The organism is Johnsonella ignava ATCC 51276 (assembly GCF_000235445.1).
In the GTDB taxonomy this organism is placed as follows: domain Bacteria; phylum Bacillota; class Clostridia; order Lachnospirales; family Lachnospiraceae; genus Johnsonella; species Johnsonella ignava.
Map to the genome: position 1 here is coordinate 18,267 of NZ_JH378830.1, position 19,624 is coordinate 37,890.

Genomic DNA, 19,624 nt, shown 5'->3' on the forward strand with positions numbered 1-19,624 from the left:
CTGATTAAGCCTCTGTACTGTCGCCGACTACTGACTGCTCTTGTTTTTGTGCACGCTCTGCGTTTATATCCTTTGCTTCTGCCAGTATATCTCCGGCATTAACCTGTATATTTGAAACAGTTTCCATTACACTCTCTTTAACCCTAAGTGCTGCTGCTGTAGTGTGTGCATATACTTTTTTTGCATCCCTGCTGCTTAGAAGTTTAATTCCTGCCGAGCCGAATATCGCTCCACCCACAAAAAAAGCTAATTTTTTAAATCCAATCATATTATAATCCTCCGTTTTATTTATAGTATAATATATTTATATGTAATGCATTACTGTTTTGTAAAAGCTGCCGGTTGTAGTTTTTACAATATTTCAATGTCTAAAGACATTGAAAAGTACAATAAATATATACAAAAAATATTTATTGTGTGCTATCATAATAACATAAACTTACTGTGCTGTATATAATGTATTTTTTAAGCATATTATAGCTGTTTTGCCTCTCAAAACTTAAAAATATAAAACAAATTTATTTTTTATGTATTTATACTGCTTATATACCAATGAATTTTGATTAGACAAAACAAACTCACAGTATTAATGCATGAATATAAAACGAAGAAGAAAAGATATTTCATACAAAACGACGATTCAATCTCGAATATAGTTAGGTAGTCTAACCTATTACCAACAATAATGAGATATATTATCATATTTAATCGTCATATTTTTTATATTTTTTTATATTCTGTATTAAAAAATCAGTTGACTATTTTTATTATTATGATATGATAAAGAGGAATTTTTAAATTTCACAACCGGAGGGAGGTTAGTATTTTTAGATGTCAAACGTGATTGTGAAAGAGAACGAGAGTCTCGACAGCGCACTCAGAAGATTTAAGAGAAATTGTGCTAAAGCTGGCATCCAGCAGGAGATCCGTAAAAGAGAACATTACGAAAAGCCAAGCGTTAGACGCAAGAAAAAGTCTGAAGCTGCGAGAAAAAGAAAATTCAACTAATACTTTTATCAGTAGCCGTTACAGCTGTATATATCTACAGGGTGCGGCAGATGTTTTAAGTAATGCTAAATCCCGGCTTAACGCCGGGATTTTTTATGCCTTTATTATGAAATTAAATATACATGTAGTAAAGCTATAGAAACACATCAAGTATTTAATCGGACTGAATACTGCTTTATATTTTATAGAGCTCACATCACATTTTTCTGAACAGTCCTACAACTTTTCCGAGTATAAGAACCTCTTTAACAATTATCGGTTCCATTGAATCATTCTCGGGTTGGAGTCTTATATGATTTTCTTCTTTATAGAAAGTTTTAACAGTAGCACTTTCATCAAGCAGTGCGACAACTATATCGCCATTTTGTGCATATGACTGTTTTGCAATTATTATAAGATCACCGTCATATATTCCTACATTTATCATTGAATCCCCACGGACTGTGAGCATGAAAGTATCAGCATTTGGAAGCATCTGAGAGGGGATAGGGAAATAATCGCTTATATTTTCCTGGGCAAATATAGGCTGTCCGGCAGCTACTTCTCCTACTACGGGGACATTAACCATCTCCCTCCTTGTAAGATTAAAAGTGTCATCAACTATTTCTATTGTTCTTGGTTTACTGGGATCTTTTCTTATATACCCCTTTTTTTCAAGATTTTCAAGATGTGAGTGTACTGATGATGTTGAGCTCAGTCCCACTGCCGCCCCTATTTCTCTTACAGACGGCGGATATCCTTTTTTAAGAATACAGTTTTTTATACATTGAAGTATTTCATCCTGTTTTTTTGTTAATTTATATTCTGACATAGCAGGCTTTAAAATCCTCCTTTAAATATGTAATGTTACCAAATTACCATCATACCGGTTGTACAGGTATAGACTAATTATACATGAATTTATATATGATTAATCCGGTATGTGATATCCTGTAAAAGTGTTTATATAGTATTTTAGATATTTAATAGTAACATATGTTTGGGTAAAAGGCAAATAATTTAAAGAAAATACCGTTAAAAATGCTACAAAAATAAATTGACTTAAGTTAAGTGCTTATATCTTAAGCCTTTTATACCTTAAGAAAATTTCTTTCAAAGATATTCGGGAGTATATTTTTATGCAGTTCATAACAGAATGAATTATATAGTTGTGAGGCATAGGCTTCTTTTAGAAAAAGTCTTCGTCCTGCCTCATATCTTAAAGGCATGGATTTATTAAAATTATTAAAAAGTACTTTATCAAAATCGGCTGCCTTGCTTATAACCGGAACTTGTGATTTATTTTTAATTATTCCCAGTATATCCGATTTTGATTTTTTAAATCCTATAAGTCTGGCATAATTGATATATCCGCTGTTTTTAAAAAGTGCCATATCGCTTTTTGTTATATCTAGAATAATATGTATAATTGCTCTTGATATTCTGGAATGAGTATATTGTTTTGATTTTATTTCGGATATCATTTTTTCATATGATGTATTAAAACCTATATTACTGTATATTCTTTTTTCAAGTTCAGGTGAAATATCCGTAAATTGCGAAAGTGAAAAGCTCTCCTTAGGAGTTTTTGTTTGTTGATAAATATAATGGCTATATTTTAGTTCAAGGATTTTCTTGTAAGTGTAGCCTGTAATTATATCGGGATTAAGCGGATTATGTTTTTTAAGTATTTTATATACAGTTTCTGGAACATATTCATATATGTTTGTGCAGCCTGAATGATAAGAATCCTCAAAAAGCTGTTTTCTTATGGACGAGGCGGATGCGAAATGTCCCGGTATAAGTTCAGTGCTTTTATATCCCATACCGCAGCGTTTTATTATTACAGGCTTTAAGCCTGCTTTAAGCCTGATTATTGACTTTATATACTCAAGAGCAAGTATGTTATTGGGTTTGTTCAGTATATCTGAAATTCTTTTTATTGTATCCACGTCATAGCCTGAATCTGTCAGGCTCTTTAAAACGGCGGTATTTCTTGATGCAGGGTAGCTTTTACCTGAGGCAAGTTCAGCTTTTAATGCTGCAGAAAACATCTGTCTGCACTTATTTTTGCCAAGAAGTATATAGGATATAAGGTGTAAGTCGTTTAAAATATTTTCACCGGCATCTTCACATCCAAAGGATATGAAATCAGCTCCTAAAGCTTCAAGCAGAGCAACTCCATACATTGCAAAATCTTCAGCGGATGAAGTTGAAAAGGGAGCAGGTATATCAAAAACTGCATCAACTCCGCAATTTAGAGCCATTTCAGCTCTCGTAGAGGTATCAAATATCGCAGGTTCCCCTCTTTGTACAAAATGCCCGCTTATAACTGCGACTACATAATCTGCACCGCAGAGCTGTAAGGCTTTCTTTATCTGGTATTCATGTCCGTTGTGAAAGGGGTTGTATTCAGCTATAATTCCAAGTATTTTTTTATTTGTATAAGTATTCATAATTTTTTATTGTATTTTTTTAAACACCGTAAAGTATAAATAAACTTTAGGCTTGTATTTATCTGTAAGGATATACTATAATTATAACAAAGAACATAGGATTATACACTATTTTTTAATTGTGTAAAAGTACTATAAATGAATTTGAAAGGGGAAGATGTCAAAATGGGAATTATTGACAAAATTAAAGATAGGGCAAAAAAAGGTAAAAAGACAATTGTATTGCCGGAATCGATGGATATCAGGACCTTTAAGGCAGCTGAAACGATTTTAAAGGAAGGCATAGCAAAACTTATTATAATAGGCACTCCTGATGAAATCCGGAAAAATTCTGAAGGATGTGATATAAGCGGTGCAATGCTTATAGACCCGAATACTTATGAGAAAACAAAGGAATATGAGGACCTATTTGTTGAGATTAGAAAATCGAAGGGTCTTACTCATGAAGAAGCAAGAAAAATAATATTAAGCGATTACGCCTATTATGGCTGTCTTATGATTAAGGCAGGTGATGCGGACGGTATGGTGAGCGGTGCATGTCATTCAACAGCCGATACTTTAAGACCGAGTCTGCAGATTATAAAGACAAAGCCCGGTACTAAGCTTGTGTCGGCATTTTTTTTAATGGAAGTACCTGACTGTAAATATGGAGATGGAGGCGTGTTTGTATTTGCGGATTCGGCACTTGTGCAAAATCCTGACTCTGAGGAACTTGCAAATATAGCATTGTCTTCGGCGGAAAGTTTCAAATTCCTTGTAGGAGCCGAACCTAAGGTTGCCATGTTAAGCCATTCATCAAAGGGAAGTGCAAAGCATTCTGATGTTGATAAGGTTGTTGAGGCCACAAGGCTGGCAAAGGAAATTGCACCGCAATTTCAGATAGATGGCGAACTTCAGCTTGATGCCGCCATAGTTCCTGAGATAGCGAGCAGCAAGGCTAAGGGTTCAAATGTGGCAGGCAGTGCCAATGTACTTGTATTCCCGGATCTTGATGCGGGAAATATAGGCTATAAATTAGTGCAGCGGCTTGCAAAGGCTGAAGCCTACGGTCCTATGTGCCAGGGCATTGCAAAGCCTGTAAACGACCTTTCAAGAGGCTGTTCATGGCAGGATATAGTTGGAGTTGTAGCGATAACGGCAGTTCAGGCAATGGCGGAATAAAGGATTGTTATACAATAAGATTATATGATTTATAAAAAAGAAAAATTTGAATTTAAGGAGAAATGTTGAAAAATGAAAATACTTGTAATTAATTGCGGAAGTTCATCACTTAAGTACCAGTTTATAGATATGGATAATGAAAAAGTGCTTGCTAAGGGACTTTGTGAAAGGATAGGGATATCAGGTTCAAAACTGACCCATGAGCCTGTGGGCGGCGAAAAATTTATAGTAGAAAAAGATATGCCTGATCACAATATAGCAATAAGTCTTGTGATGGAAGCGCTTACTGACAAAGAACATGGTGTTATACGGGATATTTCGGAAATCTCTGCTGTGGGACATAGAGTTGTACATGGAGGTATGAAATATAGTGAATCAACAGTTGTTGACAAGGCGGTTAAGGAGGGAATAAGAGAATGTTTTGATCTTGGACCGCTACATAATCCTGCAAATCTTATGGGTATTGAAGCAGTTGAAAAAGCGATACCCGGAGTAAAAAATGTAGTGGTATTTGATACCGCTTTTGGTATGGCAATGCCTCAAAAGGCATGCAGATATGCAATTCCAAATGAATATTATGAAAAATATTCAATAAGAAGATATGGATTTCATGGTACAAGCCATATGTTTGTATCAGGTGAGGCTATAAAATTTGCAAACCTGAATCCTGAAAATGCAAAAGTGATAGTATGCCATCTTGGAAATGGTGCATCAGTGTCTGCTTCAATAGGCGGAAAATGTGTTGATACTTCTATGGGGCTTACTCCTCTTGAAGGTCTTATAATGGGCACAAGATCAGGAGATCTTGATCCGGCTATAATACAGTTTATAGCAAATAAAGAAAACAAAACTATTAATGAGCTGCTTGATATTTTAAATAAGAAGTCAGGTGTACTCGGTATGAGCGGAGGAATTTCCTCTGATTTCAGAGATATTGAAAAAGAAGCTCAAAAAGGCAATGAGCTTGCAAAAACGGCACTTGAGGCATTTAAATACAGAGTTGCAAAATATATAGGTGCTTATGCCGCTGCTATGAACGGAGTTGATGCCATAGCATTTACTGCCGGTATAGGTGAAAATGATATAGAAGGTCGCAGGGATATATGCAGTTATCTGGGCTATCTCGGAGTCGAGATAGATGAGAAAGCCAATGATGTGAGAGGAAAGCTTACACTTATATCAAAACCGTCATCAAAGGTTAAGGTAATGCTTATACCTACTAATGAGGAGCTTGCTATAGCAAGAGATACAAAAAGGCTTATAAACGGTTGATATTTTATCTGATATAGTATATCATGTCTCATGTCGGTATACTATAATGCTTTAATTTCCCGGTGAAATTGTGCTTAGGAATACGGTGCAGAGGGAAATCTATGTCAGTATAATTATAGTAACGATATGGAGGTTTTTGCGATGGTTACAGTAGCGGTTGATGCTATGGGCGGAGATTATGCACCTGATGAAATAATACAAGGCTGCCTTGATGCACTAAAGAAAAATAATGAGGTTTCAGTTAAACTTGTAGGGAAACAGGATATAATAAATAAGGTGCTTGGAGAAAGAGCTCCGGGAAAAGATGATTATGATAAAAACAGGCTTAGTATAGTAGATGCTTCCGAGATAATCACAAATGAGGAGCCGCCGGTGGCAGCGGTGCGTTCAAAGAAAGACTCTTCAATAGTTTTAGCTATGAACCTTTTAAAAAATAATGAAGCCGATGCCGTAATATCTGCAGGAAGTACCGGAGCACTTCTTGTAGGAGGACAGCTTATAGCAGGCAGGATAAAAGGTGTACATAGGGCTCCGCTTGCACCGCTTTTACCAACCGCCTGCGGAGTGTCGCTGCTTATAGATTGCGGTGCAAATGTTGATGCAAGACCTGAACATCTTATACAGTTTGCCCGTATAGGATCAATTTATATGGAAAAAATGCTGGGAGTAAACAGTCCTAAAGTTGCAATAGTAAATATAGGTGCTGAAGAAGAAAAAGGAAATGCACTTGTTAAAGAAACCTTTCCTCTGCTTAAATCATGCAGTGATATAAATTTTATCGGCAGCATTGAGGCTAGAGAGATTCCCCGGGGAGGTGCCGATGTTATAGTATGTGAGGCATTTACAGGCAATGTAATACTTAAGCTTTATGAAGGTGTAGGTGCGACTTTGCTTGAAAAAATTAAAGGTGCGTTTAATGAAGGATTTTTAACAAAGATAGGTGCACTGCTTGTAAAAAATTCACTTAAGAAAGCCTTAAAGGATTTTGATGCTTCAAACTACGGAGGGGCACCGCTTTTAGGGCTTAAAGGGCTTGTAGTTAAAGTGCACGGCAATTCAAAGGCAAACGAAGTCAGTAATGCTATAGCACAGTGTATAGATTTTAAAAAAAGCGGCTTAAATGAGCTTATAAAAGAAAGCATGGAAAATAACTGGAGCCGGTAGATATAAAGATGTTCTTTAAGCACAATAAAACCGTCTGTAAAAGCAGTCCGGCAATATAAAAATAAATATATCCACACATGAAGAATACATTTATTATATATAAGGGGTTAAGCAGAGATAAAATATATACGGATATTTTAAATTATATATTTTTCAGGAGATTTTAATGGAATTTGAAAAAATAAAAAAAATACATTGCAGAAGTTTTAAATATAGACGAAGATGATATAACACCTGAATCAACATTTATAGATGATCTCGGTGCAGATTCACTTGATATATTTCAGATAATTATGGGTATAGAAGAAGAATTTGACATTGAAATACCTCAGGATGAAGCTGAAAAAATCTCTACTGTTAAAGATGCGGTGGACAAGATAAAAGAAAGTGTTGGCTAGGTTTTAAAAATCTTATGAGGCTGGGAGTCCGCTATATCGCAGACTCTCAGCCTGTATATAACTATAAAATATATCACGGAGAAAAAATATTGAATTATATTAAAAAACTTGAAAGTATTATAGGATATAATTTTAATGATAAAAAGCTGCTTACACTTGCACTTACTCACAGTTCGTATGCAAATGAACTAAGGCTTGGAAAGACAGGTTCCAATGAAAGGCTTGAATTTCTGGGAGATGCCGCCCTTGAGCTTATAAGCAGTGAATTTTTCTTTAATAAATACGAGCATGAAACAGAAGGGTATCTAACAAAGACAAGAGCTGCTTTTGTATGTGAGCCTGCACTTGCCTATTGTGCGGAAACGATAAATCTCGGTTCCTTTTTAAGGCTTGGGAAGGGCGAGGCATCTACGGGCGGTAGGCTGCGTTCAAGTGTTTTATCTGATGCTCTTGAAGCACTGATAGGTGCTGTATATCTTGACGGTGGTTTTGCTAGTGCAAAAGAATTTGTACTTAGGATCGTATTAAATGATATTGAAAGTAAGAGATTCTTTTTTGATAGCAAGACTATCTTACAGGAAAATATACAAAAGGATTCGGGCATGGATCTTGAATATAAGCTTATCTCAGAAGACGGACCTGATCATATGAAGACATTTACCGTATCTGTAAATGTTTCAGGAAAAGAAATTGCAAGAGCTGAGGGCGGAAGTAAGAAAAGCGCTGAACAGCTTGCTGCTCATGAAGCGTTAAAAAAACTTGGAGTTATTAAATAATATGTATTTAAAAAAAATTGAGGTTCAGGGTTTTAAATCATTTGCAAATAAAATAGTATTTGATTTCCATCGAGGTATTACGGGAATTGTAGGTCCGAACGGTTCAGGCAAAAGCAATGTATCTGATGCCGTAAGGTGGGTGCTTGGTGAGCAGAGTGCAAAACAGCTCAGGGGGCAGAATATGCAGGATGTTATATTTTCAGGAACTGAGCTGAGAAAACCTCAAGGTTATGCCTTTGTAGCAATTACTATGGACAATTCGGATCGTACTTTGACAATTGATTTTGATGAAGTTACAATCTCAAGGCGTATATATCGTTCAGGTGAGAGCGAATACATGATTAATAATTCTACATGCAGACTTAAGGATATAAGTGAACTTTTATATGATACAGGCATAGGCAGAGAAGGCTATTCAATTATAGGCCAGGGGCAGGTTGATAAAATCCTTAGTAAAAAAAGTGAGGACAGAAGGGAACTTTTTGATGAAGCTGTCGGAATCACAAAATATAAAAGGAGAAAAGAACTTGCACAGAAAAAGCTTGAAAATGAAAGGGCAAATCTTTTAAGAATAGGAGATATAATTGATGAGCTTGAAAAACAGACAATTCCTTTAAAAAAGCAGTCAGATACTGCAAAACGGTATCTGAAGATTAGAGATGTTCTTAAAAAGGCTGAGTCGGCAGTTTTTGTAAATGAATATGATGATTTGAATTTAAAGCTTTCCAAAGTAGACAAATACGAAATCATAGCCAAGGAAGATATGAAGCAGGCGTTAGAAGTACATGATGAACTGAAAACAAGATATTCCGAACTTGAAGAAAAAGTTGTACAGCTTGAAGCGTGTATTGAAGAATACAGGAAAAAGCAGGCTCAGGAAAATATGACACTGCATGATAATGAGAGTAAAATTGAACTGTTTAAAGAACAGATAAAATCTGAAAAGGCTAATTCGGAACATATTAATTCAAGAATTATTAATATAGAGAATGATATAAGTGATAAAAAAGCTTTAATTAAACAATATGATGAAAAACTTAACCGGCTTCTTAAGACGCATGAAGAGGCGGACGGCATGTATAAGGTTTCGTGTAAGGAGCTGGAGTATGCGGATACTGAGCTTAAAGATCTTTCAAAGCTGATTGAAGCTGCAAAAGATAAGATGATTGCGGCAATACGTCAAAGAGCGGATCTTTATGCACAAAAACAAAAATATGAGCTTATACTTGAACAAGGACGACTTAAAAAAAGTGAGGCTGCAAACAAGATTCTTTTAATAAAATCGGAAGAGTCAGCCGTTGTTAAAAGGTATGAGGATGAAAAGAGAAGTCTTGACAAACTTATACTTGAAATGGATGAAACTCTTTCAAGTATACACGGTTTTGAAGAAGAAAAAAAAGATTGCGAAAAAAGAGCAGGAATAATTTCAACTTCTCTTGCCGATATGCAGAAACAGTTCCAGACGGATACTGCAAGACTTGAGTCGATGAAAAATCTGGCTGAAAGGTATGAAGGCTATGGCAATTCAATCAGGCATGTCATGGATACCAGAGACCGTATAGGCGGTATATATGGGGTTGTAGCGGATATAATAGAACTTGAAAGGAAGTATGAAACTGCAGTTGAAACAGCTCTTGGAAGCAGGATACAGAATGTAGTTACAGATTCCGAGGAGACTGCGAAAGCTTTAGTTGAATATCTTAAAAAACATAAGTATGGCAGAGCCACATTTCTTCCTTTAAGTGCTATGCAGGGGAAAAAGGTATGGAACGCCGAAAATCTGCTTACAGAAAAAGGAGTTATAGGTATTGCTTCATCACTTGTAACTACAAAGGAGTCGTTTAAGAATGTTATAAACTATCTGCTTGGCAGAGTTTTAGTGATTGATAATATTGAAAATGCTGTAAATTTTGCTAAAAAATACAACTATGAATACAGGCTTGTAACTCTTGAAGGTGAAGTTATAAACCCCGGCGGTGCTATAAGCGGAGGTGCTTTTAAAAATGAAAATAATCTTCTTGGAAGAAAGAGGGAGATAGAGGAGCTTGAAAAAAAGACCGCTGATAGTTTAAAACAATATGAACGGTTTAATGAGGAATTTGAAGCTGCAAGGCAGAAACTTGCAGGATGTAAACAGAATTTAAGAGCTTTAAATGAAAAAAGGCAGGAGCAGCTGATTAATAAATCAAAGACTGAAGTTTTGTTGAATTCACTTTACAAAAAGGTTGAAGAAATCAGAAAAAATTCAGAAGGCATACTTGAGGAAAATCTTAGATTTGATGAAGAGATAAACCATGCGAAACAGCTTGAACATGAACTAAATGAAACATTAAAGGCATGGGATGAAAAAAATCGTGATACCGAAAATACAGATGCCAGAAATAATGAGGAATTTGAACACAGAAAAAAGCTGCGTGATGAGCTTGTACTTAAGGTAAATGAGTTTGTATTAAATATTTCAAATATAAAACAAAATATTGAGTATACTAAGGAGAGTTTAAGCAGGGTTAAAAATGAAATTTCTTTGCTTGAATCTGAAAAAGAAGGGCTTGATGAAAGAATAAGGTGCAGTTTTAAGAATATTGAGGATAAAAAGAGGCTGATAGATGTTATCAATGTTAAAATTTCAGAAATAAGAAAAGAAGCTGATAAAACTGCATGTATGATGGAGAGTGTTTTTAAAGAAAAAAACAAAAAATCCGATGAGCTTAAAGGTCTGTTTGGTGAAAATGATGCCGCCTCAAAGCGTATTGCCGAGATTGACAAGGAGCTTTTAAGGCTTGCCACAGGAAGGGAGCGAACTCAGGAGAAGATATCGGAGCTGTCATCATATATGTGGAATGAATATGAAATTACTTACCAGACAGCGTGCAATCTTGATTACGAAGATAATTCCGATTTGAGTTTTACTGACGGTAAAAGTCTTTTAGAAAGTGATAAAAATACTCTTAAAAAACATGTTGAGAAGCTTAAGTCGGATATAAGGGCACTTGGAAGTGTAAATGTCAATGCCATAGAGGACTACCGTGAACTGAGTGAAAGATATGAGCTTATGAAAACCCAGCATGATGATATAGTTGAAAGTGAAAAAAGTCTTGTTAAAATAATAGATGAACTTGACTCAGGTATGAGAAAAAGATTTATGGAAAAATTCAAAGAGATTGATTCACAATTTAATAAAGTTTTTAAAGAGCTTTTTGGCGGAGGAAGCGGAAGACTTGAACTTGAGGAAGGTACTGATTTGCTTGAGGCGGATATAAGCATAATTGCACAGCCGCCGGGTAAAAAGCTTCAAAATATGCTGCAGCTTTCAGGCGGTGAAAAGGCACTGACTGCTATATCACTGCTTTTTGCAATACAGAATCTAAAACCTTCTCCTTTTGCACTGCTTGATGAGATAGAGGCGGCACTTGACGATTCCAATGTTGACAGATTTGCAAAGTATCTGCATAAATTAAGTCCAAGGACACAGTTTATAGTTATAACACACAGAAGGGGTACTATGGTGGGTTCCGACAGGCTTTACGGTATTACAATGCAGGAAAAGGGTGTTTCGACTCTTGTTTCAGTAAATCTTGTAGAAAATGATTTGAATTAGTTGAATTTTTATTATATTATTGTATCACTCTCTAAATAAATGATAATTTATCAAAGTCGGAGGGTGGTGTATGGATGTGCTGAAATCGCATAAGAACAGAACAAAGCATCTGCGATTTTAGTACAGGCAACGCTTAATCAGTATTATTATGAAATATACAGTTATATACTTATAGGAGGTTATGTAAGTGAGTATTGAGGGGAAAAAAAAGGGTTTTTTTGCAAAACTCGTTGATGGGCTTTCAAAGACAAGAGATGCACTTGTAAAAGGGATTGAAAATGTTTTTTCGGGTTATGATGCAATAGATGATGATTTTTATGAGGAGCTTGAAGAAACTCTTATAATGCTTGATGTCGGTATACATGCATCAACCGATATAATTGAAGAATTAAAAGAAAAGATTAAAAAAGAACATATAAAAACTCCGGCAGAATGCAGAACACTTCTTATTGACGGCATTAAGGAGCGTATGAAAACGGCAGATAATGACTATGACTTTGAGGATAAAAAATCAGTGGTGCTTGTGATAGGTGTAAACGGTGTAGGTAAAACTACTACTGTTGCAAAGCTTGCCTCACGCTTTAAGGAAAATAAGATGAAGGTATTAGTTGCCGCCGCCGATACATTTAGGGCAGGTGCCATAGAACAGCTTAAGGAATGGACCGACAGGGCAGGTGTTGATCTTATCTCGCAGCATGAAGGCTCCGATCCTGCTGCCGTAGTATATGATGCATGTAAGGCTGCACAGGCTAGAAATGTTGATGCCCTTATATGTGATACGGCAGGCAGACTTCATAATAAGAAAAACCTTATGGAGGAGCTTAAAAAGATTAACCGTATAATTGATAAGGAGTATCCCGGGGTTATAAGGGAAACTCTTCTTGTGCTTGATGGTACTACAGGACAGAATGCTCTTGAACAGGCACGACAGTTTAAAGAGGTTGCGGATATAAGCGGTATTGTACTTACCAAGCTTGATGGTACTGCAAGAGGAGGTATAGTGATTGCCGTGCAGTCGGAACTGGGTATTCCGGTAAAATACATAGGAGTAGGAGAGAAGCTTGACGACCTGAACAGATTTGATTCCGACGAGTTCGTAAACGCCCTTTTCGGACTTTAATATCCGGATTAAATTCAAATGTTTTCAGCTAAACACTTTCAGTAAGGTGTTTTAGCCGTGCGGCAGCCTTATCTTTTAAGTTGAAATATTTAAAAATATACAGAGAGGATTTTGCAGGGATTTTATGAAAACTTTACCGGAAGTTTCGGCAAATGACAGAGAGTCTTTTGCATCATCATTTGCTAAATCATATATATCAAATATAAAATATTTTATTAAATGGACTTTAATTGCATTATTTACAGGTATAGGCGTCGGAGCTGTGGGCAGTGCATTTGCACTATCTGTAAGTGCTGCCGGAGTTTTCTGGCATACTTGTAAATGGGCACTTTTTTTACTTCCTGTAACAGGGCTTATTATAGTTTTAATTTATAGGCTTGCAGGTGCATACAATCCTAGAGGTACAAATCTTGTTATTTCATCTATTTCTTCGGGTGAAGAGATTGATATTAAGATGGCGCCTCTTATATTTATATCAACAGTGCTTACACATATAGGAGGCGGATCTGCCGGTCGTGAGGGTGCTGCCCTGCAGCTTGGAGGAAGTCTGGGGAATTTTATCTCAAAACTTGTAAAACTTGATTCTAAAGACAGAAATGTTGCAGTGATGTGCGGTATGAGTGCGTGCTTTGCAGCAGTATTCGGGACACCGCTTACCGCAGCCATATTTTGTATGGAATTTATAAGTATAGGGATTATGTATCATGCGGCTCTTATTCCATGTATATTTGCTGCATATACAGCTGCGGCGATATCACATCATGCAGGTGTGATACATGAGGTGTTTCCTGTAAATACTGTTGCACCGTTTGATATAAGAAATGCTTTTACAGCAGTGGTTATGGGTATGCTGTGTGCAGTTGTATCGGTAGTTTTTTGTACTATGCTTCATAAAAGCGAGGAAATGTATAAAAAATATTTTAAAAACGCCTATGTACGGGTTCTTGTAGCTGCATTCATTTTTATAATATTGACTCTTATTGTAAAAACGGATGACTATCGAGGCGGAGGCTTTTTGCTTGTTGAAAAATGTATGGAGGGCGGTGTAGGAGTTGAAGCGTTTTTGTTTAAGATGATATTTACCGCACTGCTTTTAGGCGGCGGGTTTAAAGGTGGAGAGATTGTGCCTACATTTACTGTCGGTGCTGCATTTGGATGCATATGCAGCATGTTTTTGGGGATTTCACCGAATCTGGGTACTGCATGCGGCATGGCGGCATGCTTTGCAGGTGTTACAAATTGCCCTATCTCATCTATATTTATGTCGATAGAACTTTTTGGTACTGAGGGGCTTGCGTATTATGCCGTTGCCATAGCGGTATGTTTTACTTTATCAGGGTATTACGGTCTTTACAGCGCACAGCGTTTTCCTTATTCAAAGACAAAGGCGATTTATATAAATTCAAACTATGAAGAGTTTGAAAAAAAATAATTTACATATATCAGGGAGATTTAGCTTGAGTATTGTTGAAAATATAATTGATATCCCTATAGAACATGAAAAGAATGTTTGTGGGGAATTTGATAAATTTTTAAAAAAATAGAAAGAACCCTCAATGTAACAATGATAGCAAGAGACGGTTCAATAAAAATAATAGGTGCACAGGCACAGGCGGCAAAAGCAAAGGCTGTTTTCGGTGCACTTCTTGAGCTTTCAAAAAGGGGAACACAGATCAGTGAACAAAATGTTGATTATGCAATATCCCTTTCATTTTCAGAGGCACAGGATAAGATAGTTGAGATAGATAAGGATATTATAGCACGCACTATAAACGGCAGACCTATAAAACCTAAAACTATAGGACAGAAGCAATATGTAGACCTTATAAGGCAAAAAATGATAGTATTCGGTGTGGGACCTGCCGGAACCGGAAAAACCTACCTCGCCATGGCTATGGCTATACAGGCTTTTAAAGAGGGAACTGTAAATCGTATAATACTTACAAGACCTGCAATAGAGGCAGGCGAAAAACTTGGATTTTTGCCGGGAGATTTGCAAAGCAAGATAGATCCGTATTTAAGACCTCTATATGATGCCCTTCACCAGATTATGGGTGCAGACAGCTTTATGCATAATGCTGAAAAGGGACTTATAGAGGTTGCGCCTCTGGCATATATGAGGGGAAGGACTCTTGACAATGCCTTTATAATACTTGATGAGGCACAAAATACAACACCGGCTCAGATGAAGATGTTTCTCACAAGGATAGGTTTCGGTTCAAAAGTTATAATAACCGGCGACAGAACTCAAAAAGACCTGCCGGGAGATATGCCCTCAGGACTTGATACTTCACTTAAAATACTTTCAAAGGTTGATGAGATAGGTGTATGTATACTTAATAGTACTGATGTTGTAAGACATCCTCTTGTGCAAAAGATAGTATCCGCTTATGAAGAATATGAGAATAAGCGGATAAAAAGAGAAAATTCATTAAAAGAAGGTCATGACCGGAATTTAAAAGTGAAGAAGAACAGAAAAAAAAGGCGTTAATTTTATTAAATATATGTATGTTTATATAGAAAAAGAAAAAAAAATTGTGCTTGCCATACATTACAAAAAGATAATAAAGGATGTTGTAAATGCAGTGCTTAAGTATGAAAACTGCCCCTTTGAATGTGAGGTTTCAGTTATTATAACTGATGATGAGGGCATAAGAGATTATAATAACAGATATCGAGGTATAGATAAGTCTACAGATGTACTGTCGTTTCCGTTTATAGAGTATAAAATTCCTGCGGATTTTAAAGACTTTGATAAAAATCCTCTTATGTTTAATCCTGAAAATAACGCACTTATGCTTGGGGATATAATAATATCGGCAGAGCATATAGAATCTCAGGCATGTGAATATGGACATTCAAAAAAAAGAGAACTTGCTTTTTTAGTAGCACACAGTATGCTGCATCTTTTGGGATATGATCATGAAAATGATAATGAAAGGCTGATTATGGAAGAAAAGCAAAGGTCTATACTAAACGGGGAGGGATATATAAGATGAAAAAAACTGCAAAAAAAAATAATTTTTTAATGCAGGGCTCAGTACTTGCAGCGGCAGGCATTATAGTCAGGATAATAGGGCTTGCATACAGAATACCGCTTGTAAATACCATAGGCAAGGAAGGAATGGGGTATTATTCATTTGCTTATAGTGTATATGCTATAATGCTGCTTCTTTCATCATACAGCCTTCCGCTTGCGGTAAGCAAGATGATTTCGGCAAGGATGTCAAGACAGTCATATGTAAATGTCAGCAGAATATTTAAGGCTGCGATGATATATGCTACGGTTGTAGGTTTTGCAGGCTGCTTTATAACATATTTTTCAGCAGGCTTATTTGCAAATCTTTTTTTTAAAACACCATATACGGAGTTTGCTCTTAAAACGCTGGCTCCTACTATATGGATTATGGCATATTTAGGAGTGTTCCGTGGGTATTATCAAGGACATGCTACTATGATTCCGACTGCGGTATCACAGATTATAGAGCAGGTGATAAATGCAGTTGTAAGTATAGTGGCAGCACACAGGCTTTCCCAATATGCACTTGAACACCAAAAAGAAGCTTCTGAAGTATCTTCATATGGTGCGGCAGGAGGAACTATAGGTACAGGTACAGGTGCTTTATCGGCTCTTTTGTTTTTAGTGCTTTTATATATACTTTATAACATGGTTTATAAGTATAAGCCTTCTTTAGATTCTAAATTTGAAACTTATAAAGAAATTACAAAGATTTTGATAATGACTGTAATTCCTGTAATTGCTTCTACTGCCATTTATAATATAAACGGTATAATAGATGGTGCTATTTTCGGAAATGCTATGCATTTTCTGGGAAAAGGATCTGAAACTGCAGAAAATTACGGTGTTTATACAAGTGAATATATGATACTTATAAATGTGCCTGTCGCCATATCAAATGCACTTTCATCTTCTATAATACCGGTACTTTCAAAATTTAATTCAGAAAATGACAAAAATGGAGTACAAAATACAATAGGGAGTGCTATAAGATTTTCAATGATTGTAGCTATGCCTTGTGCAGTAGGATTGACAGTTCTTGCGAAACCTGTTTTGGGAATTTTATTTAAAGGTGCTGATGTAAGCGTAGAACTTATGCAGGTGGGTGCTTCGGCAGTAGTTCTGTATTCACTTTCTACTTTAAGTAATGCCATACTTCAGGGAAGCAGTTATATGGGAATACCGGTGAAAAATGCGGTGAAATCTTTAATTATACATATAATAGCACTTATTATAATGCTTCTTGTATTTAAAATGGGGATTTACGGGCTTGTGTATGCAAATATGATATTTGCATTATCAATGTGTATATTTAATGCACTATCAATCAAAAGTCTTTTAGAATATGTGCAGGAAATAGAACAGACTTTTATAAAACCGGCATTTTCCGCACTTTTTATGGGCATTGTTACTTTTTTGGTTTATATGCTTTTAATGAGGTTTACACAGAGGCTTATAGTTATATGTGTCGTATGTATACCGATCGCATTTTTAACATATTTTCCTGCACTTATATTTTCAAAAACCTTAAAGGCGGATGATATTGTACATATGCCCGGAGGAGGAAGGCTTGTTGCAATGCTTGAACGCTTAAAGATAATGTAATTATATATGCAGCTGATTCAAAACATTGAAAGCAGCTGCATATATTTTTTTTACTATGTTTACACTTTTATTATGTTTACACTTAAGATGTTTTTACATAAAGTATATTAATCAGTGAATTATGGATTGAATACTGTATAAGGTATTTAATGAAATTTAAGATTTTACAGGCTGTTTTTAAAATCCTGCTTAAATTTATTAAGCAGTTCTTGAGGCCAATTTCCCTTTGCTTTAAGTTTCCCAAAGAAAAATCTGAGTATATCGGGTTCTTCCACCCATTCAAGTCCTCCTACCAGATGCCTGTTTTTGTATAGCCAGTGGAGGCGGTCAACTACAAACATAGCGTGTGAAACACTGAAAACTCTTCTTGGCATGGCAAGTCTTAAAAGCTCCATATCTGCAAGAGGTTCTTTACCGTTTTCATCTCTTTGCTCTGAAAGAGTACCTCTTTCCATACCACGTGCTCCGCTGACTATAAACAGGGCAGCTGCCAATGCTCCTGCAGGATATTCATTTTGCGGGATATGTTCAAGAAAGCTCATAGCATTTACATGACAGCCAAGACCGCCTGCCGGGGTTACTGCAGGAATTCCTCTTTTAACAAGCTCATTTACCATAAATTCTATAAATATAGGTCCCTGTGATATCATGTCTTCATCCATAGTTTCTTCAAGTCCGACCGCTATTGCCTCCATCTCACGCACCGAGATACCTCCATAAGTTAAAAAACCTTCGTACAGAGGGATTAATGCCTGCATTTTTTTAAATAAATTTTCATTGCTTGTACATATGCCGCCACCTCTTGCACAGCCTAATTTTCTTGCTGAAAAGTAAATTATGTCTGAAAGGCTGCCTATTTTTAAAGATATTTCGTTTATTGACATATGCATGAACTCTTCTTCTCTTGTTTTTATAAAATGGAGATTGTCTGCCAGCAGGCTTGCATCAGTTACAAGTGTAACATTGCTGCTGCGGCATATTTCACTTACTTCCTCAAGATTTTTTAATGAGAAAGGCTGTCCTCCTATAAGATTTGTACCTGCCTCCATCCTTACGAAGGCTATATTTTCACTACCGAGCTCTTTAATTCTTTTCTTTAATATTGATATATCTATATTTCCTTTAAATTTCTCAGTTGAATTAAGCTCTTTACCCCTGTCTGATATAAGCTCTTCAACTTTTCCGCCATTTAGTATAACATGTGCTTTTGATGTTGTGAAATGGTAATTCATAAGTACACTTTGACCGGAGTTTACAAGGCTTTTTGAAATGATATGCTCACAGGCACGCCCCTGGTGTGCTGGAAGGAAAAATTTTGTTCCGAACATCATTCTGACAGCTGCTTCAAGCCGGAAAAAAGTTTCAGATCCGGCATAGCTGTCATCTGCCTGAAGCATGGCTGCCTGCTGTTTATCAGACATGGCATTTACCCCGCTGTCTGTAAGCATATCTAAAAATACATCTCTGTTTTTCAGTAAAAATGTATTAAATCCGGCTTCTTCGATTGCTTCAAGCCTTTTTTCAGGTTCAAGAAGATTTAGTTTTTGCACAACTCTTGCCTTGTGCATTTCAAGTGGGAATTTTTCATCTGACATCCATCTGATTTCTTTCATTTTTTATATGTACATGTATGTTCATGTACCCTCCTTTTTATATTATTTACGCTGTATAAGCGTATAATTTTTATTTGATTTATATATAACTATGTCAATATAGAGATTTAAGCATTTATAAAAATTGCTGAAATTAAAAAATATAAATTATAAATACTTAAAACAATAAAAAAAACCACTGCCGAAAACCCGACAGTGGTTTGTATAAACTACTACACTTACGGGCGGACGCCGAATAATGCCCGCCCATAGAGCCTGAAGCTTTTATGAGACATGGCATACTGTGTAATAGTAATAATAGTTAATTGTGGTTTGTGTATCTGTAAATATAGTATTTAACATAGCTTAACCTCTTTATGATTATATGCTTTTTATAAACTGATTTTTGCTTTATACAAAAAACAGAAGATTAAAGCAAGTAGATATATTGCGTTATGATACCACTTTGAAGTTTT

14 protein-coding genes and 2 pseudogenes are annotated in these 19,624 nt (G+C 36.0%); 12 read left to right on the forward strand and 4 right to left on the reverse strand.

The window, feature by feature from the left end; genetic code table 11:
• Positions 1-4: 4 nt before the first annotated feature.
• Positions 5-268 carry a DUF6110 family protein gene (locus tag HMPREF9333_RS02635; RefSeq protein WP_005539616.1) on the reverse strand — a complete coding sequence of 88 codons (264 nt, stop codon included), beginning with the start codon at positions 266-268 and terminating at the stop codon, positions 5-7.
• 563 nt (positions 269-831) lie between these two features.
• Here HMPREF9333_RS02635 and rpsU point away from each other — a divergent pair.
• Positions 832-1,008 (forward strand): 30S ribosomal protein S21, encoded by a 177-nt coding sequence (gene rpsU / locus HMPREF9333_RS02640; protein WP_005539624.1) that lies wholly within the window; start codon positions 832-834, stop codon positions 1,006-1,008.
• Positions 1,009-1,204: 196 nt separating this feature from the next.
• On the opposite strand, the gene lexA is transcribed toward rpsU, so the two are convergent.
• Entirely contained in the window at positions 1,205-1,819 is a 615-nt protein-coding gene (gene lexA, locus HMPREF9333_RS02645) for a transcriptional repressor LexA (RefSeq protein ID WP_005539625.1), read from the reverse strand.
• A 259-nt stretch (positions 1,820-2,078) separates the two neighbouring features.
• Positions 2,079-3,443, reverse strand: a complete 1,365-nt coding sequence (locus HMPREF9333_RS02650) for a tRNA(Met) cytidine acetate ligase (protein WP_005539626.1) — start codon at positions 3,441-3,443, stop codon at positions 2,079-2,081.
• Positions 3,444-3,608: 165 nt separating this feature from the next.
• On the opposite strand from HMPREF9333_RS02650, the gene pta reads away from it, so the two are divergent.
• The 11 genes and pseudogenes from pta to HMPREF9333_RS02705 all read left to right on the forward strand — a co-directional run bounded on the left by pta (position 3,609) and on the right by HMPREF9333_RS02705 (position 17,556).
• The gene (gene pta / locus HMPREF9333_RS02655) at positions 3,609-4,604 is read left to right on the forward strand and encodes a phosphate acetyltransferase (protein WP_005539627.1); all 996 of its coding nucleotides are present in this window, start codon (positions 3,609-3,611) and stop codon (positions 4,602-4,604) included.
• 72 nt (positions 4,605-4,676) lie between these two features.
• A complete protein-coding gene (locus HMPREF9333_RS02660; protein WP_005539628.1) occupies positions 4,677-5,876 on the forward strand; it encodes an acetate/propionate family kinase in 1,200 nt (399 codons plus the stop codon).
• 141 nt (positions 5,877-6,017) lie between these two features.
• Complete coding sequence (gene plsX / locus HMPREF9333_RS02665; RefSeq protein WP_005539629.1) at positions 6,018-7,040, forward strand: phosphate acyltransferase PlsX; 1,023 nt, start codon at positions 6,018-6,020, stop codon at positions 7,038-7,040.
• A gap of 166 nt (positions 7,041-7,206) precedes the next feature.
• Positions 7,207-7,438 (forward strand): annotated as a pseudogene (acpP, locus tag HMPREF9333_RS02670) (acyl carrier protein).
• Positions 7,439-7,524: 86 nt separating this feature from the next.
• Positions 7,525-8,214: a ribonuclease III gene (gene rnc, locus HMPREF9333_RS02675; RefSeq protein ID WP_040882181.1), complete on the forward strand. Its 690-nt coding sequence runs from the start codon at positions 7,525-7,527 to the stop codon at positions 8,212-8,214.
• A gap of 1 nt (position 8,215) precedes the next feature.
• Complete coding sequence (gene smc / locus HMPREF9333_RS02680; protein ID WP_005539631.1) at positions 8,216-11,812, forward strand: chromosome segregation protein SMC; 3,597 nt, start codon at positions 8,216-8,218, stop codon at positions 11,810-11,812.
• A gap of 193 nt (positions 11,813-12,005) precedes the next feature.
• A complete protein-coding gene (ftsY, locus tag HMPREF9333_RS02685; protein WP_040882183.1) occupies positions 12,006-12,932 on the forward strand; it encodes a signal recognition particle-docking protein FtsY in 927 nt (308 codons plus the stop codon).
• Between the two features lie 124 nt (positions 12,933-13,056).
• Entirely contained in the window at positions 13,057-14,364 is a 1,308-nt protein-coding gene (locus tag HMPREF9333_RS02690) for a chloride channel protein (RefSeq protein WP_005539633.1), read from the forward strand.
• Positions 14,342-15,423 (forward strand): annotated as a pseudogene (locus tag HMPREF9333_RS02695) (PhoH family protein). Before HMPREF9333_RS02690 ends, HMPREF9333_RS02695 begins: the two are co-directional and overlap by 23 nt.
• 13 nt (positions 15,424-15,436) lie before the next feature.
• Positions 15,437-15,931, forward strand: a complete 495-nt coding sequence (gene ybeY, locus HMPREF9333_RS02700; protein WP_005539635.1) for an rRNA maturation RNase YbeY — start codon at positions 15,437-15,439, stop codon at positions 15,929-15,931.
• Positions 15,928-17,556, forward strand: a complete 1,629-nt coding sequence (locus tag HMPREF9333_RS02705; RefSeq protein WP_005539637.1) for a putative polysaccharide biosynthesis protein — start codon at positions 15,928-15,930, stop codon at positions 17,554-17,556. Before ybeY ends, HMPREF9333_RS02705 begins: the two co-directional genes overlap by 4 nt.
• 164 nt (positions 17,557-17,720) lie before the next feature.
• Here the strand turns inward: HMPREF9333_RS02705 and HMPREF9333_RS02710 are convergent, their stop codons facing one another.
• On the reverse strand, positions 17,721-19,151 hold the full coding sequence (locus HMPREF9333_RS02710) for a tryptophanase (RefSeq protein ID WP_242822307.1): 1,431 nt from the start codon (positions 19,149-19,151) through the stop codon (positions 17,721-17,723).
• Positions 19,152-19,624 lie beyond the last annotated feature (473 nt).